The 16283-nt window shown below is 38.9% G+C and carries 20 protein-coding genes; 17 read left to right on the plus strand and 3 right to left on the minus strand.

Annotated features, from left to right (window positions below):
• Positions 1–117 precede the first annotated feature (117 nt).
• From ACOZIR_RS08095 to ACOZIR_RS08105, 3 genes are all read left to right on the plus strand, one after another.
• A complete protein-coding gene (locus tag ACOZIR_RS08095; RefSeq protein WP_328120944.1) occupies positions 118–1053 on the plus strand; it encodes an aldo/keto reductase in 936 nt (311 codons plus the stop codon).
• A 365-nt stretch (positions 1054–1418) separates the two neighbouring features.
• A complete protein-coding gene (locus ACOZIR_RS08100) occupies positions 1419–1802 on the plus strand; it encodes a MerR family transcriptional regulator (protein ID WP_421535548.1) in 384 nt (127 codons plus the stop codon).
• A 20-nt stretch (positions 1803–1822) separates the two neighbouring features.
• Positions 1823–2269, plus strand: a complete 447-nt coding sequence (locus ACOZIR_RS08105) for a GNAT family N-acetyltransferase (protein WP_045294291.1) — start codon at positions 1823–1825, stop codon at positions 2267–2269.
• Positions 2270–2574: 305 nt separating this feature from the next.
• On the opposite strand, the gene ACOZIR_RS08110 is transcribed toward ACOZIR_RS08105, so the two are convergent.
• The gene (locus tag ACOZIR_RS08110) at positions 2575–2721 is read right to left on the minus strand and encodes a YjcZ family sporulation protein (RefSeq protein WP_013057978.1); all 147 of its coding nucleotides are present in this window, start codon (positions 2719–2721) and stop codon (positions 2575–2577) included.
• 516 nt (positions 2722–3237) lie between these two features.
• On the opposite strand from ACOZIR_RS08110, the gene ACOZIR_RS08115 reads away from it, so the two are divergent.
• The 4 genes from ACOZIR_RS08115 to ACOZIR_RS08130 all read left to right on the plus strand — a co-directional run bounded on the left by ACOZIR_RS08115 (position 3238) and on the right by ACOZIR_RS08130 (position 7089).
• Positions 3238–3552 carry a hypothetical protein gene (locus ACOZIR_RS08115; RefSeq protein WP_411305752.1) on the plus strand — a complete coding sequence of 105 codons (315 nt, stop codon included), beginning with the start codon at positions 3238–3240 and terminating at the stop codon, positions 3550–3552.
• A gap of 460 nt (positions 3553–4012) precedes the next feature.
• Positions 4013–5221: an NAD(P)/FAD-dependent oxidoreductase gene (locus tag ACOZIR_RS08120; RefSeq protein WP_045294289.1), complete on the plus strand. Its 1209-nt coding sequence runs from the start codon at positions 4013–4015 to the stop codon at positions 5219–5221.
• 78 nt (positions 5222–5299) lie between these two features.
• On the plus strand, positions 5300–5872 hold the full coding sequence (locus ACOZIR_RS08125) for a GNAT family N-acetyltransferase (RefSeq protein WP_328120727.1): 573 nt from the start codon (positions 5300–5302) through the stop codon (positions 5870–5872).
• Positions 5873–5952: 80 nt separating this feature from the next.
• Complete coding sequence (locus ACOZIR_RS08130; protein WP_328120726.1) at positions 5953–7089, plus strand: ATP-binding protein; 1137 nt, start codon at positions 5953–5955, stop codon at positions 7087–7089.
• Positions 7090–7147: 58 nt separating this feature from the next.
• Here ACOZIR_RS08130 and ACOZIR_RS08135 read toward each other — a convergent pair whose 3' ends face one another.
• Complete coding sequence (locus tag ACOZIR_RS08135) at positions 7148–7921, minus strand: DUF2628 domain-containing protein (protein ID WP_328120724.1); 774 nt, start codon at positions 7919–7921, stop codon at positions 7148–7150.
• 156 nt (positions 7922–8077) lie between these two features.
• Between ACOZIR_RS08135 and ACOZIR_RS08140 the strand changes: the two genes are divergently transcribed.
• The 8 genes from ACOZIR_RS08140 to ACOZIR_RS08175 all read left to right on the plus strand — a co-directional run bounded on the left by ACOZIR_RS08140 (position 8078) and on the right by ACOZIR_RS08175 (position 14184).
• The gene (locus ACOZIR_RS08140) at positions 8078–8455 is read left to right on the plus strand and encodes a YunG family protein (RefSeq protein WP_045294281.1); all 378 of its coding nucleotides are present in this window, start codon (positions 8078–8080) and stop codon (positions 8453–8455) included.
• A gap of 14 nt (positions 8456–8469) precedes the next feature.
• Complete coding sequence (locus tag ACOZIR_RS08145) at positions 8470–9351, plus strand: PhzF family phenazine biosynthesis protein (protein WP_045294280.1); 882 nt, start codon at positions 8470–8472, stop codon at positions 9349–9351.
• 163 nt (positions 9352–9514) lie between these two features.
• Complete coding sequence (locus ACOZIR_RS08150) at positions 9515–10189, plus strand: response regulator transcription factor (RefSeq protein WP_045294278.1); 675 nt, start codon at positions 9515–9517, stop codon at positions 10187–10189.
• Positions 10186–11568 carry a sensor histidine kinase gene (locus ACOZIR_RS08155; RefSeq protein WP_045294276.1) on the plus strand — a complete coding sequence of 461 codons (1383 nt, stop codon included), beginning with the start codon at positions 10186–10188 and terminating at the stop codon, positions 11566–11568. The genes ACOZIR_RS08150 and ACOZIR_RS08155 overlap by 4 nt, the downstream gene beginning before the upstream one ends.
• 72 nt (positions 11569–11640) lie before the next feature.
• The gene (locus ACOZIR_RS08160) at positions 11641–12726 is read left to right on the plus strand and encodes an ABC transporter permease (protein WP_045294274.1); all 1086 of its coding nucleotides are present in this window, start codon (positions 11641–11643) and stop codon (positions 12724–12726) included.
• Complete coding sequence (locus ACOZIR_RS08165; RefSeq protein ID WP_045294273.1) at positions 12726–13421, plus strand: ABC transporter ATP-binding protein; 696 nt, start codon at positions 12726–12728, stop codon at positions 13419–13421. The genes ACOZIR_RS08160 and ACOZIR_RS08165 overlap by 1 nt, the downstream gene beginning before the upstream one ends.
• A gap of 128 nt (positions 13422–13549) precedes the next feature.
• The gene (locus ACOZIR_RS08170; protein ID WP_080890224.1) at positions 13550–13735 is read left to right on the plus strand and encodes a hypothetical protein; all 186 of its coding nucleotides are present in this window, start codon (positions 13550–13552) and stop codon (positions 13733–13735) included.
• 59 nt (positions 13736–13794) lie between these two features.
• Positions 13795–14184 carry a VOC family protein gene (locus ACOZIR_RS08175; RefSeq protein WP_045294271.1) on the plus strand — a complete coding sequence of 130 codons (390 nt, stop codon included), beginning with the start codon at positions 13795–13797 and terminating at the stop codon, positions 14182–14184.
• A 67-nt stretch (positions 14185–14251) separates the two neighbouring features.
• On the opposite strand, the gene ACOZIR_RS08180 is transcribed toward ACOZIR_RS08175, so the two are convergent.
• On the minus strand, positions 14252–14557 hold the full coding sequence (locus ACOZIR_RS08180; RefSeq protein ID WP_237758539.1) for a hypothetical protein: 306 nt from the start codon (positions 14555–14557) through the stop codon (positions 14252–14254).
• Positions 14558–14673: 116 nt separating this feature from the next.
• On the opposite strand from ACOZIR_RS08180, the gene ACOZIR_RS08185 reads away from it, so the two are divergent.
• Together ACOZIR_RS08185 and ACOZIR_RS08190 are read left to right on the plus strand one after the other, a co-directional pair.
• Positions 14674–15261: a GNAT family N-acetyltransferase gene (locus ACOZIR_RS08185; RefSeq protein WP_045294269.1), complete on the plus strand. Its 588-nt coding sequence runs from the start codon at positions 14674–14676 to the stop codon at positions 15259–15261.
• 182 nt (positions 15262–15443) lie between these two features.
• Complete coding sequence (locus ACOZIR_RS08190) at positions 15444–15803, plus strand: hypothetical protein (protein WP_045294267.1); 360 nt, start codon at positions 15444–15446, stop codon at positions 15801–15803.
• The last annotated feature ends 480 nt before the right edge of the window (positions 15804–16283 follow it).

Consider the following 16283-nt stretch of genomic DNA (forward strand, 5'->3'; position numbering starts at 1 on the left):
AAAAAAGATAGGGTGTTTTCCCGTCGCTGCTTATAAAATCTTTGATTCTTTCTGCTTGACCTAGAGTTAACTCTATGGTTTATCTTGTAGTAGTATCATTTCAAGGAGGGGCTTTATATGAAGTATCATACAATTGCTAATACTGACTTACACGTATCAAATTTAATTATGGGAAATATGCGTTTAACAGAACTTTCTTTACAAGAAGCAGAGAAGCTAATCCGCACAGCGATGGAAGAAGAAATTAACTTTTTTGACCATGCTGATATTTACGGTCCTGATTATGTAGGACAATGCGAAGAATATTTTGCAAACGCTATACAAATGAATTCAAGTCTTCGTGAGAAAATGGTGATTCAAAGTAAATGCGGCATTAACGCAGCGAAAAATTACTATGACTTTTCAAAGAAGCATATCATAGACTCTGTTAACGGCAGCTTGGAGCGTTTAAAAACGGATTACTTAGATCTTTTATTACTTCATCGTCCAGATCCGCTAATGGACCCTGAAGAAGTAGCAGAAGCGTTTAATGAACTTCAAAGCAGCGGAAAGGTACGTCACTTTGGTGTGTCGAACCACAACCCAGCGCAAATTGAGCTGCTTGAAAAATACATCAACCAAAAGCTTGTCGTAAACCAAGTGCAGTTCAGCATCGCACATACGCCAATCATTGACTCTGGTATTTCTTTAAATATGGGCATTGACCAAGCTGTGAACCGCGACAGCAGCGTGCTTGAATATTGCCGTTTAAATGATATAACGCTTCAAGCATGGTCGCCATTCCAAAACGGATTTTTTGAAGGACCTTTCCTCGGCGATAAAGAGAAATTTGGAAAGCTAAACGAAGTGATTGATCGCATCGCAAATAAATATAGCGTGACGAATACATCGATTGCCGTTGCGTGGATCACAACTCATCCTGCAAACATCCAAGTAGTGCTTGGTACTACAAATATTCAACGTATGAAAGATGCAAGCAAAGGTTCAGAAATCAAGTTAACGCGCGAAGAGTGGTACGATATTTATAAAGCCGCTGGCAACATGGTGCCTTAAGCGCTTTAGTTCTTAAAATAAAACAGGTAACTCCGTTCGGATATGGAACGGAGTTACCTGCGTTTTACGATAAGTAACTACTGGTTAAGCTAGAAAAAGATTTAGCAGCAGCTCAATTATTTTGGTGACGCCGAGACCTAATAAAAAGGCAATAAAACCGCCAATTACAATGGTAAGCATCATGTGAGCAGTATTCATCGTATCATCCTTTCTGATTTGAATGTATGTTGCTGCTTGTACAAGAAGTTTGCAGCATAAAGAGCGCAGTGAAGAAGACTATAAAAGAATAAATCCTCGAGATAACTGAAGGTCAAGGCAAAGTCATCATGTTTTTCTGAGAAGGTTAAAATGTAGGAGGAAGCAATATGACGTATACCATTTCACAAGTTGCAAAGAAATTGAACGTGACAATTTATACCATTCGCTATTATGATAAAGAAGGGCTTTTTCCATTTTTAGATCGTACAGCGTCAGGGAATCGTATTTTTAAAGAACAAGATATTGAATGGATTGATTTAATTTCCTGCTTAAAAAGCACGGGTATGCAAATCAAGGACATTCGGACGCTTATTGAAAACTGTACGCTTGAAAATGCCGTGCTTGATAAAAGTCTGCAAATGCTGATGGATCATAAAAAAGCAGTGCAAAAAGAAATCGAAGAAATCCATCACAAGCTTGAGACGATTGATTACAAGATTAAGCACCTGCCGGAAATGTACGAGCGAATTGTTAATAAGCCTTCAAACTAAACAAAAAAGGAAGCGTAAAAATGATCGAAAAAGTAGTACCTTTTACTGCAGAGAATATGCAGCAGTGCATTGACTTGTATCTAGATGTATTTACAAGAAAGCCATGGAATGAACAATGGACGGAAGAATCAGCTAAAGAAAGGCTGACTGATTTACTGAACACACCTAAATTTATCGGCTATTTATTTTATGACCAAGGCGATTTGATTGGCATGATTGCAGGTCACGCGAAAAAATCATACAGCGGTATGACCTTTTACGTGGCCGAGCTTTGCGTCAGCGCAAGCGTGCAGGGAAAAGGATATGGTTCAGCTATCTTAAGCCGGTTTGAGAACGAACTTCAAAGACACGATATCAACAGCTTGTATCTCTTGACGGCGACTGGAGGAGCTGCACAGGCTTTTTATGAAAGAAACGGCTATACTGTAAACAATCAGCGGGTCGTCTTGAAAAAATCGTTTGGTTAATGTGTAGCATCTACATAGAGCAGGAAGAGAGTTGCACAGTGACTCTCTTTTTAATTACTCTTTTTATCTATTAATATGTAGAAGAAAGGGAAGTATGAACAAGAAAAATAAGGTAATGAGAAGGCGTAAAACAAGAAATGATAGATTAAAAAGCCAGCGGTTTTTTCTCAGTAGTGAGTCTCATAATGAGTACACTTAAAAACAGTGCCCATTATGTGGACACTGCTTTTTCATAATAAAGTGGAAAGCTAGCTTTTGGTAAAAAAATTAGTGAAAATGAAGCGGTTCATCATTATTTCTAATGATTAGCAACCGCCAAATCCTCCCCAGCAAGCACAGCCGATGATGATTAATAAAATGAATAATACGATGATTAAAGCAAAGCCACTGCCAAACCCGCAGCCGCCGCCGTAACCGTAACCGCCATAACCACAGCCACCATAGAAGCCCATATATTTCACCTCCAAGTTCTGAGTACATTTTTAACATATGCCCGAAATACAAAAGTGCTCCAAAAATATCCAATGATTTCAATGAAAATAAAAAAAGATAAGAAAATAAGATGGACACGGTACTTTTTTTCACTTTCTACATAGGATGAATCATCCCAAGATCTCATATATGAGCCCCCATGTTATAACGAAGCAGGCTAATAGCACTTCCTCCTTAGCCTGCGTACATAATGAAGTAGAAGCCGAAGAATTTTTTCTTCGGCTTCTTATTTTTTACTATGAAATCAACACGTTAGTACTTTCCATATACATTCTAAGTCAGGATCCGCTTCTTTTTGTATGTATTAGGTACTAAAGAGAAATCGAGCTCATTTTCATATAAACCTAGTAATTTGCTTTTTTTCGTAATTCTTTTCCCTTATTTTCAGCATAACCAAGATATTTGCCCAAGACAGCGAATAGGTAAATGCATATTCTTGGGTGAAAGCAAAAAACAAAAAAACGGAGGTTTCTCTTATGAATTCAGAAATGCATTTTTTACCTACTATGTATTCTCAAGATCATCATCAACTTCAACACGCGGATGAAAGGTTTATTGGCAGACCGTTTGGCTTTGGCAGACCGTTTGGTTTTGGACGCCCGTTTGGCTTTGGCTTTGGCAGACCATTCGGCTTTGGCTTTGGCGGTCCATTTTTAGGAGGATTAGCAGGAGGGCTAGTAGCAGGCTCACTGTTATCACCATATGGCTATGGCGGTTACGGCTACGGTTACGGTTACGGTGGTTATCCGTATGGCGGCTACGGCGGTTATGGCTTTGGCTGCGGCTGTTAAACGCAAGTAAAAGAAAAAATCCCGGAAGAAGTATTTTTCACCTTATTCTTTTCTATAAAGAAGTCTGTTTTGGAGCGTAAGGCTTTATATCCATCCACAGTTAATCAGAGCGTGCACCCCACTTAATATAAAAAACCATCTGGTGATTTTCCAGGTGGTTTTTGCGTGGAATTTTTTATGTAGTGAAGAAATTATATATTTACGCACTTACTGGGGGTCTGTGTCTAAAGCAGAAGATCACGACATGATGTTTATCAATACTTTAGTCGTGCACTTTATATGCTCATGGTATTAAGAGTCATGATTAATTCTATTGTATAGAAGATTCGTTTAATGACTGGCTTCTTTAATTACCTGCTTACTATCCTCGAAAAGCTTAACCCACATACTTTCACACTGCTGCATGCAAAAATTAGCTTATATTGGGCATAATAGAGAGAAGAAAGGAGGCGTTTGCATGATGGATTTATTATCTGGAAACCCTTATTGGCAAACAACTGTAGCGAAGCCGCCTGTATACCCATCTCTAGAGGAAGATATTGAGTGTGATGTTCTTATTATTGGAGGAGGAAGTTCAGGTGCACAGTGTGCTTACTATTTATGTGAGCAGGGGCTTGATGTTGTGGTTGTTGATAAACGTAAAGCAGGGCATGGAAGTACAATTGTAAATACCTCTCTTATTCAATATTTAGGAGATAAATTGTTTTACGAATTAGTCAACACGTTTGGAGAAGAAAAAACAGTCCGTCATTATAAGCTGTGCGAACAGGCTATTACAGATATTGAGGAAGCAGCTAAAAAGCTTCCGATTAATGCAGAATTTATAAGAAGAGACAGCTTGTATTACGCAAGTTATGAAGAAGATGTCACGAAGATAAATAAAGACTACTTTTATATGCAAAAGCATGGATTTGAAGCTGAAATTTTATCAGAAGAACAAATTGAAAAAGACTATGGATTTAAAAAACGAATGGCAATGCTTATTAAAAATGATGCAGAGCTGAACCCTTACAGCTTTACACTCGGTCTATTAGAGTACGGAAAACAGCATGGGGTTCGGATGTTTCAAGAAACAGAGATTGTCGGTCAAAAGTTAGAAAAAGATGAAGCTGTATTTTTCACTAAAAATAAATCACAAATCAAAGCTAAACATGTCATTATGGCAGGAGGCTATGAAAATCAAGAATTTAAGAGAGAGAAAAAAGCTGTACTCACAAGTTCCTATGCTATCGTTACGACTCCTGTAAAGGAGTTTACAGGATGGAAAAATCGAAATTTAATTTGGGAAACCGCTCGACCGTATATTTACATGAGAACAACTTCCGATAATCGAGTCATTATAGGCGGTCTTGATGAAAGCACGATTGTGCCGCAAGAACGTGATGCTAAACTCGTTCATAAAAGAGACAAACTTTTAAAAGAGTTCAATAAGCTTTTTCCTCATCTTCAAGTCGAAGCTGATTATTACATAAGTGCTTATTACGGAGGCACTCATGACGGCCTTCCCCTCATCGGAATATATGACGAAATGCCTAACTGTTACTTTCTAAGCGGATATGGAGATAACGGAACGGTGTATAATATGGTGCTAGCTAAAATCATAGCAGAACATATCATAACGAAGAAAAGCAGTGATTTAGAACTTTACATTCAAACAAGAAAAGTTTAATATGTGAGAAAATGGAAGGTTTTTAAAAAAGCCTTCTTTTTTTTACATACATTTCTTGAAGTAGAGGAGAGACATAGTATGATAGAGGGTCAGACTATTTATTTACGCCCGTTAACTGTCAGCGATGCGTACGACAGCCTTCGGTTGCAAAATGACAATCGCGGCTTTTTTGAACAGTTTTCTATGATTCGAGAGGATTCCTTTTATACGTTGGAAGGCCAAGTAGAAAAAATTAAGCGCCATGAACAGAACAGAAAAAACGATCAAGAATACTATTTTGGTCTTTTTCAAAAAGAGAATAATAAGTTAATTGGCACCATTAGTCTTTTTCAAGTGATGCGAGGATCTTTACAAAGCGCGCTTATCGGCTATTTTCTAGATCAGCATCATGGTGGAAAAGGATATGCAACAGAAGCGGTAATAGCGCTTGTTGACTATGCGTTTGAAGAACTGCATCTTCACCGTATTGAAGCCGGCGTCATGCCACGTAATGTGCCTTCTCAACGCGTACTCGAAAAAGCAGGATTTCATAGGGAAGGAATCGCTAGAAAAAATGTAAATATTAATGGCATATGGGAAGATCATCAAGTCTTGGCTATCCTTAACCCTAATGATGAAATAGAAGAAATAAATGAGTTCTTAAAATTTTGATATACGTTTTTACATTTAAAATTTATAATGAGAATAAAAGAATAGAACAGTCTATATTTAAATAGTAGGTGACTAAGGTAATGGAAGAGAGGAACATCAATGAAAAAGCCGTTTGGGATGTATTGCAGATGGCTAGCGAAGTAGTCGGAAGCAGGACGCTGTTTGTAGGGATTTTCGACGAACAATTTTCAGTTATGAAAGCCTTTAATAAAGAAGGGGGAAGCCTTGTAGAGGATGGACTGACGCTGCCGCTAGAGCTTGCGGTATGCAACTTAGTCACGTGTGATGAACCCCTTGTTATTCCCAATACAAAACGCGATGTTAGAACGTCTAATTTAGCCATTATTGATGGTGCCCGGGTAGGTTCTTATTTAGGAACACCTATTGTGCTAGAAGACGGGAGAATGTTTGGTACCTTATGTGCGGTCGATCCGGATCCTTATCAGTTTAGCGAAAGTGAAATTCAAGGGTTAAACCGTCTGGCTGGTATTTTGTCTCATATTATTTATAAAAATCAAGCGGCTGTTTTGCCGAAAATTGAAGAGAAAATTCTGCAGCTTGATAAGCTGGCACTCGTAGGACAGCTAGCAGCAGGGTTAGCGCATGAGATTCGAAACCCGATGCAGTCGGTGCGCGGCTTTATTCAATTCTTATTTAATGAAAATGAGCAGGCAGAGCCTTTTCAAAAAATTGTTCTTGATGAACTGGATCGTATGAATGAACTTATTAACAACTTCTTGCTTGTCACACAGCCAACAGCGCCTAAAAAAGAAATCGTATCGATTGTAGAAGTTATTCATGATACCGTTGCTTTCTTGAAAAGTGAAGCTGCGCTGTATAATGTTGAAATGAACGTGAGAATAGAAGGCGCCATTCCACTTGTATCAATCGATCCTTCTCAAATGAGACAAGTGTTTATGAATCTTTTGAAAAACGCCATTGAAGCAATGGAGAAAAAGAAACGCGGCGAAATAAATCTTATTATCAAAGAATGGGAAGGTTGGGCTCTTATTGATATTCAAGATACCGGTTCTGGCATTCCGCTGTCTATTATTAACAAAGTAGGAAATCCGTTTTTCTCAACAAAAGATGGAACAGGCATGGGATTAGGGCTTTCTATTTGTAAAACCATCATCAACGAGCATAACGGTACGCTTGCGATTGAAAGTGATGAGAACGGGACAGTAGTGACGGTGAAGCTTCCTTTGACGCTTTAAGATAAAACAAAAAAGAAAGGAGAGCAAGCACTCATCCTTTCTTTTTTTGCTGACTTTTTTAATATGCTGAACTGTCTTCGATCCAGTATTCATAGTCTTCCGCATCTTTTTTGTTTAACTTTTTGCCGTTGATGTAAATTTTGTCCCATTCGTAAATTTGTTTATCCAAATAAACGTTAAATACAATGCGTACATGCTCTTTTTCTGTATAATCGTAGCCGGTAAATTGTACAACGTGATGACGGCCTTCTTTTTTAATATAGCTCCATTTTGGATGATCGTTGTACGTTTCAAGCGTAATTGCTTCGTCGCCGTAGCGAACTACATCTTTAATATTTGTTTTTGTTGGTAAATATGATAATCCTGCTCCGACTCCAAACGTAATTACAAGCGCTAAGATACTTAAACCAATAGCAATTCCGATGTGAGTGCCGCCTTTTATTTGCAAATAAGCTTCTTTCCGCTGCTCGGGCTGAGCTTCGGCTCGAGCTAACACGTTTTTAACGTGCTTATAATACCAGCGGTTGGCACATAGCCCTGTAATAAGTGAAGCACCGCCGAATACAATTGCATCGGACCACTCTGGTATGTCTACAAAGCACAAAAGGGAAAACCAAATTACCTCAATAAGCGTTAAAATAAAAAAGTGCTTATACATTTTTCGATATGCAAACCAAGCGCTTGTCAGAAAAAAGGCTGCCCAGTTCCACGTGTTGTTTTTAGCTGGATTAGCTGTTTTTCCCCACTTCAAATCATAATAGGACGTATTTGTTCGAACTACTTTATGCTCTTCTTCAAAAGAAACGAGTTCATTTACTGCTTGTTCTTCCATTTAAAACACCTTTCATTGGTTATAATCTATCATCTAAAATGACTCTATTATTATACATTATTTCTAGTATTTTTCTATTCTTCCTTAAATTATTTTTAAAGTAAGAATATTTGCGCTGTGGATTTTTTAATGGGAACTTTCATAAAAAAGAAGAATATGGTAGATTTGAAGAAAAAGGAGCTGCCCAACGTGAATCGTTTAAAGAGAGCCCTGCATCAATCGTGGTCAATTCATTCAAGCACGAAGTGGACGGCTGACAATCCTGCCAAAGGACAGTGCGGAGTGACAGCTCTTGTCGTTCAAGATATCAAAGGAGGAGCTATTTTAAAAACTCCTTGTAAAGAAGGCTGGCATTTTTATAATCAGCTTGATGAACAGCGCTATGATTTTACACAAGAACAATTTCGTGAGCCTCTCCATTACGCAGACATTTTATCCAGTCGGGAAGAAGCGTTTATGGATACGAATGAGGAGCAATATGAGGCTTTAAAGAAAAATGTAATGACCTATTTTATACATGAAAATTTGCTTTAGAAAGGAACACATAAATGAAAAGTATTCAGTATTCCATTGTTGATGTATTTGCACAGAGAAAATATACGGGAAATCAGCTCGCTGTTTTTAAAGACGCAGGAAGACTTTCAGATAAAGAGATGCAGCAAATGGCTAAAGAAATTAATTTCTCTGAAACGACGTTTATTACGTCGGCTTCTCCGCAAAAAGGAGAATATGACGTGCGGATTTTTACACCTAATGAAGAAGTGCCATTTGCAGGCCATCCGACGCTCGGTACCGCTTATGTTATCCGAGAAGAACTAGAAGAAAGAGATACAGAGGAGCTTACTCTTCATTATAAAGCAGGTCCTACGCCTGTTACATACGATGAACAAAAAGATGTACTGTGGATGACACAAGGTCAGCCGACGTTTGGGAAAGTGTTAGATAAAAAGCAGGTGGCGGACGTGTTAAACCTTGATGAAACTTATATTGATATGCGTTTTCCCGTTCAAGAAGTATCCACCGGTCTGCCGGTCATTCTTGTCCCTTTAACATCATTAGAAGCTGCTAAAGAGATACATGTAGACAAAGAAAAATATTTCAAACTGATAGAAAACATGGAAGCAAAAGCAATTATGGTCTTTTCGCCGGAAACCTATCACCAAGACCATCACGTAAATGTGCGAGATTTTGCCGATTACTACGGCGTTCCAGAAGATGCGGCAACCGGCAGCGCCAACGGCTGTTTGGCAGCATATTTAGTTAAATACGGTTATTTTAATCAGCAAGCTATTGACATATGTGTAGAACAAGGATACGAAATAGGAAGACCTTCACTGCTGTATGTAAAAGCTAGTTATGATGGAGAGGCTTTTCACATTAAAGTAGGCGGAAAAGTCGAGATGATTGCGCGCGGTGAATGGATTTTGTAACAAGATGTTCATCTACTGTTCACAATAAGCCCTTATCCTAATAAAAACGCAATATGACCACGGCGTTTGGTTACACTAGTAAACAGATAGATACTGAAAGAATAAATGATGGCGGCCAAAAGGCCGCCATTTTAAATGCTTGATAAAAGGAGTGGCAGAAAAAATGATTCACATTTTACTGGCGGATGATGATGCCCATATGCGGCAGCTGGTTCGTCACTATTTGCAGCTTGAAGGCTATATGGTGCATGAAGCAAAAGACGGGGAAGAAGCTTCGGGTCTGCTTGCTAAGCAGCACATTCATTTAGCGGTTGTCGATATTATGATGCCTCATAAAGATGGATATCAAGTGTGCGAAGAAATACGCAGCTATTATGATTTTCCCATTATTTTATTAACGGCAAAAGATCAGCTCGAAGACAAAGAAAAAGGCTTTTTAGCAGGAACGGATGACTATGTGACAAAGCCGTTTGAACCAAAAGAATTGATTTTCCGAATTAAAGCACTGCTTCGCCGGTACGAAGTGGTAAATGAAAAAATGATTGTGCTGAACAGCACCTCTATCGACCGAAAAAGCTATGAAGTGCACTGCAACGGACGACTGTTCATTCTTCCAATGAAAGAATTTGAATTATTAGCTCAGCTTGCGAGCTATCCAGGAAGAATTTTCACAAGAGAAGAATTAATCCATCTCATATGGGGAGCGGATTTTAATGGAGATAACCGCACAATCGATGTACACGTAAAAAGGCTGCGCGAGCGGTTTGAACATACCGATGATTTTGTCATTACGACGGTTCGAGGAGTCGGCTATAAGCTTGAGGTGAGGACAAAATGAAGACGCTCTATTTGCGGATTGTGCTGACGACCATTGCTGTAATGGTATTTAGCAGTCTCCTCGCGTTTATTCTAGCAAACGTTTATTATCAGTACAGCTTAAAACCGTATAACGACCAAAAGCTTACCCGTATGGCAAAAGACATTGCGAGCTTTTACGAAAGCAATAGAGGCGTGGATCAACAAGCTTATTTACAGCATATTAGTAAATTGGGCTATCAAATATATGTAGTGGATAGCACCGGACATAAGACGTTTTACGGACGGGAGTTTAGAAACCAGCGCTTAGAAAAGAGTGCTGTCAAACAAGTGTTAGATGGCAAAATGTATCACGGAATTGCAAACTTTCCTTCACAGGTGTTTGTGACGGGGTTTTTTGATAATGTGTTAGCCAATACCATCGGCGTGCCGTTAAAAGGAGAAAGTAATAAGCAGCAAGCGCTGTTTATTCGCCCAGATATTCAGCTGCAGTTCGGGGAAATGCGCATTTTTTTCTCAGTTATTCTACTGCTGATGATTGTATTAAGTATTTTATTTGTACTTATTAGCACGCGTTATTTAGTAAAACCAATCGTCAAGCTAACGGAAGCGACAAAGCAAGTGGCAAAAGGAAAATACAACGTCGAGCTGTACGTAAAGCGCCGAGACGAAATCGGCGCGCTTGCTTCACATTTTTCTGAAATGGCTAAAAGTTTAGAGCAGCTTGAAGAGATGCGCCAAGAATTTGTATCGAACGTGTCACATGAAATTCAGTCTCCGCTGGCGTCCATTCAAGGGTTTTCGAAAACGCTCCGTTCTGCTGATCTTTCTGATGAACAAAGAAATGAGTATCTGTCTATTATTGAAGAAGAAAGCCGGCGCATGTCGTCGCTCAGCAAACAGCTGCTTACGCTTGCTTCACTTGATAAAGAAAGTGAGCATATTGACAAAAGCACGTTTGACGTTGCAGCTCAAATCAAGCAAGTGCTGTTTATGACGGAGTGGAGCTGGCGTGAAAAAGAGCTGGCCATTGAAATGGACCTGCCTTCAACGATGATTTCAGGCGATCAAAAACTGCTTCATCAAGTGTGGACAAACTTAATTACAAACAGCGTAAAGTTCACGGGAGAAGGAGGAACGCTGTCTCTTCGCGTTGGCATGGAAGACACGCATTGCCACGTTGAATTTCAAGATACGGGAATCGGCATGTCAAAAGAAAGCCTCCCGCATATTTTTAATCGTTTTTATAAAGAAGATCAAGCAAGAAGCCGGACGGAAGGAAGCAGCGGTCTTGGTTTAGCGATTGTAAAGCAAATTGTCGAGATGCACGGAGGTTCCATTCACGTTGAAAGCGAAAAAGGAAAAGGCAGCATTTTTCACGTCTATCTTCCGAAAATGTAATGAGCCGTTCATCTTCCATTCATTTTCTATTTTTATACTTTAAATAGAATTAAAAAAGGAGATGAAAGAAACATGTTTTTGGCTTTACGTGAATTAAAACATGCGAAGCTGCGCTACTTACTCATTGGCGTGATTATGGTGTTAATTGTATGGCTTGTACTTTTTGTATCGGGCTTAGCAAAGGGGCTCTCTTCTGACAATGCTTCAGCTGTTCAAGAAATGAAAGGAAAGTACGTTGTGCTTCAAAAAGAAGCGGATCAGCGCCTGACGCGCTCTGTTTTATCAGCAAACAAAACAGAAGATATTCAACAACTAAGCGGAAAGAAAAAAGCTGAGCCGCTTGGTGTAATGATGACAGCCGTTATAAATGAAGGAAAAGAGAAAAAAATAGACGCCTCATTTTTTGCTGTAAGCACGAGCGGCTTTTTAGCTCCGAATGTAACAGAAGGGAAGATGATTACGGAGGACGGGAAGCATGAAGCCGTAGCGGACTCTTCGCTAAAAGAAGAAGGAGTAAAGCTCGGTGATACGATAAAAGACACGGCTTCAGGAAAAAGCTTTAGGATTGTTGGTTTTACAAAAAATCAGTCGTTTAGTCACGCGCCTGTTATTCATATTAATCTTACAGAGTGGAAGACAATTGAAAGCACAGGTGCCTTTAACGCAGTGGTATTAAACATGAACGATAAAAAAGCACATGCTCTTCAAAAAAAGGAGTCTAACATTAACGTGATTAGTAAAGACGAAGCGTTAAAAGGAATTCCTGGCTATCAAGAAGAACAAGGCTCACTTTTAATGATGGTCGCGTTTCTGTTTATCATTGGAGCTTTTGTCTTAGCCGTTTTCTTCTACGTAATGACGCTTCAAAAAATGAATCAGTTTGGCGTGTTAAAAGCGATAGGAGCAAAAACAAGCTATTTAGCGCGAACGATTTTATCTCAAGTGGTTGTGTTAACATTATGCAGTCTTGCTATTAGTATTGGACTGACGTACGGAGTAGCTGCTATTTTACCGGATTCGATGCCGTTTCACTTGGACGTGTCCCTGATCGCAGGATGTTCGGCGCTGTTTGTAGCTGTTTCTGTACTGAGTTCATTATTATCGCTGTATCGCGTAGCAAAAGTAGATGCGGTTGAAGCGATTGGGAGGGCTGTTTAATGAGTGAAGAAAAATTAGTTTTAGAGAGTGTTAGCAAGTCGTTTGGAGAAGGAGAAAACGCTGTAGTCGTGTTAGATGACCTATCGCTGCGTGTAAAAGCAGGAGAGCTTGTGGCGATTGTCGGTCCTTCTGGTTCTGGGAAAAGTACCTTTTTATCCATTGCAGGCGCACTGCTTTCACCGTCTAGCGGACGCGTGATGATTGATGGAGACGAGATTAATAACATGTCTTCAGCGCAAATGAACAGCATCCGTCTGAAAAAAATCGGCTTTATCTTTCAATCAGCTAATTTAATTCCGTATTTAACGGTTCGCGATCAGCTGCTTCTTGTCACGGAACTAGAAGGAAATCGAGACAAAGAAGCCAAAAAGAGAGCGGATGATTTGCTTGAAAAGCTAGGGCTTGCTCATCGCAAGCATCACTATCCTGAAAATCTATCGGGCGGAGAACGCCAGCGGGTAGCGATTGCAAGAGCGTGGATGAATAACCCTGAAATTATCTTCGCAGACGAGCCGACGGCAAGCCTGGATTCAGAGCGAGGAAGAGCAGTCGTGCAAATGCTCGCAGATGAAGTAAAGCTGAGAGGCAAATCAGCTGTAATGGTTACGCATGACCAAAGAATGCTGGATTTATGCGACCGCGTTGTGTGGATGGAAGATGGGAAATTAGTGGAATCAACTAGCATGCAAGTTTAAAAAAGAGGCTGGGACAAAAGTATGTTAGACGAAGTGAAAAACGAACCATTCATCAACATGTTTGATGAGCGGTTCGTTTTTTTTTGTGATAGTGCCTATCGTTTTATCTGTTTTGTTCCTTCTAGCAGTTGATTGGAGGGAAAGACGAAGACTCCTGCGGGAAAAAGACCCCACAGGAGTGTAAGCGACGAGGAGGCTCAGCGGCCGCCCGCGGAAAGCGAAGTCTTGCACGGAAATCAACGGCGGTGTCTAAAGCAGTTCAGCTCATAAGACAATGCTATTTAGGAAAGAAGAAAATAAGACACAGGAAATGAAAAAGCCATGAAGAAATAATAAAAAGGTGATGAAATGATGAGAAAAAGGAGTGAAAGCAATGATTAAAAAAGTCGGTCAAATTATGGTATATGTAAACGATCAAGATCAAGCGGTAAAGTTTTGGACAGAAAAAATGGGATTTCAGGTTATGTCCGAACAAAAGAATGAACAAGGCATGAAGTGGATCGAGCTAGCACCTGTAGCTGGTGCCGAAACAACCATTATCCTTCATAACAAACAGCTAATAGCAAAAATGCAGCCAGAATTAAATGTCGGGACTCCTTCACTGCTGTTTTTTACAGAAAATGTGGATGAATTATATAGTGATTTAACAGCTAAAGGCGTAACGGTGGGAGAAATCGTATCTATGCCTTCAGGGCGAGTCTTTAACTTTTCAGACAGTGAATGTAACTATTTTGCAGTTATGGAAAACGCGACTATGAAATAAAAGAAAAACAAAAAACACCGGGAGCATATATATTCTTCTCGGTGTTTTACACGTAGTACAGGATGAATTACTCTTCATTATCATTAGTAAAATTAAATTCAATTAGCTTATTTCGCCCGCACTTTCCTGCGATTTGTCCTTCTTGATTCGCATTTTGCCCGCCATTTTTGGCAATTTGTCCACCTTGAGATGCATTTTGCCCGCCGTTTATAGCAATTTGTCCGCCTTCATATGCAATATTTGTATAATAATTAATAGTTACACAGCATGTTTTTTTCTTGTGGGGACGCTTTTTAAAGGAATAATCGCTTTCTACATAATATTTGTCATCTGCTGAATTGTAGTAGCAATAATATTTTTTTATAGGATTCACTCCTTTCGTCATAGTTGTTATATTTTATTCGTTATTTAAAGGTATGCTTGTACACCTGTGTATTCATATTCGTTTTAATTTCCTAGAATTTAATAAATCAAGGAGTGAGATCTTTGATGGTGAAACTAATAGGAGAAAAAGTGTTGCTAAGAGAAGCGACAGAGGAAGATATTAATGAACTTTATTATTGGAAATACGAAGAAAAAAAACAAGAAGCAAAAAAGTGGAACGCTCCTTATATAACAGAAGAAAAGCTTACGAAAAAAGAATATATGAATTTACTGGACAAAGAGCATGAGCTTTTTCCAGGCGTTCCTCGACTCCTTGCGGTCATCATTGATAAAAAAGCGGTGGGAACCGTAAGCTGTTACTGGTTGGACAAGCAAACAAACTGGCTGGAAACTGGAATTGTCATTTACGACTCAAATTATTGGAGCGGAGGATACGGAACGGAAGCTTACCGCATGTGGATTGATTTTTTATTTGAGTCTACACATTTACATAGACTCGGTATGTCCACGTGGTCAGGAAACATCAGAATGATAAAAACAGCTGCAAAAATAGGCATGAAAGAAGAGGCGAGAATCAGAGAAGCACGTATCGTAAACAGTGAACGTTTTGACAGCATCAAAATGGGAATGCTGCGAAGGGAATGGGAAAGTCATCGCAGTAAAAGATTTTATTATGAAAGAACACAGAGATAAATTAGAGCGCTAATATACATTGTCTAATTATTTAAAGCTTCTTCCTTTTTGAATGGAAGAAGCTTTTCTTATGTTCAATCATGTCATTTGTGAGATCTAGCGTGTATAAAATTAAAAGAAGGAACGTTTATATAGATCTTCTCCAAACAGTTACTGTGTTAAAAACATCAGGGGGGAAATACATGCGGCTAAACTTTAAAGAATCTACAAAAAGAAGCGTGAAAAAGGAGAGAACGCTGCGATTTACGCTAAATGTAATCGGAATATTTATGTTTATAGGGGTTTTAATCAGATGGTGGACTGTTCCGTTCGCTATTAGTAATAATCTCGAAATTTATTATAATCCAGATTTTCAAATGAAGCCCAGTGAGTGCAAGGAATTTCTTGCATTTACACTAGGCGCAGCAGGCGTGTATTTTAGTTTAATAAACATCTACTTTTTAGGCAAAACAGGTAAAAAACTAGTCTATACCGTTCTTGTTTTACTGGCTGTCTTTAACCTCTATATGATGCTTACACTTCTTGCTGTAGCTACGTATTAAAGGCGTGTGTGCAGCTTAAAAGAAAGAGGTCAAACTTCCTTTCTCCCTTAAATGGTTTTACGTTTTTTCTATGTAAAAAAACAGATAAGTCTTCAAACGTCTTCATTAGCTGAGCTTCCATATTACTTCCATCTTTTGATATTTTCACTGACACATATGTAAACATTATGTACATTTTTACTTTCATACAATTCTATCAAATTTATCATTTGTTCGATGTAAATAAACCATCTGGTAACATCAATCTTACACATAAAGAATTAACAGAAAAAGAAAGTAAACATTTAAAGAAAGCTTTTGCATAAGTAATATATACCTTGAACTTCTTGTACCAAATACTTACTAACGCTACCGGAGCAGATAGCGATTTTCTAAGGTTTGGGTGCATTACAAGAATGTTCAAACCATTCCATACCAATGAAGGTTGGTGTACTTGCTACAAGCGCTTGCTTACATAGAAAGAGCTGTATGTGTGGTTGT

This window comes from Priestia sp. D3YE.R1 (assembly GCF_049199565.1).
GTDB classification, from domain to species: Bacteria; Bacillota; Bacilli; order Bacillales; family Bacillaceae_H; genus Priestia; species Priestia aryabhattai.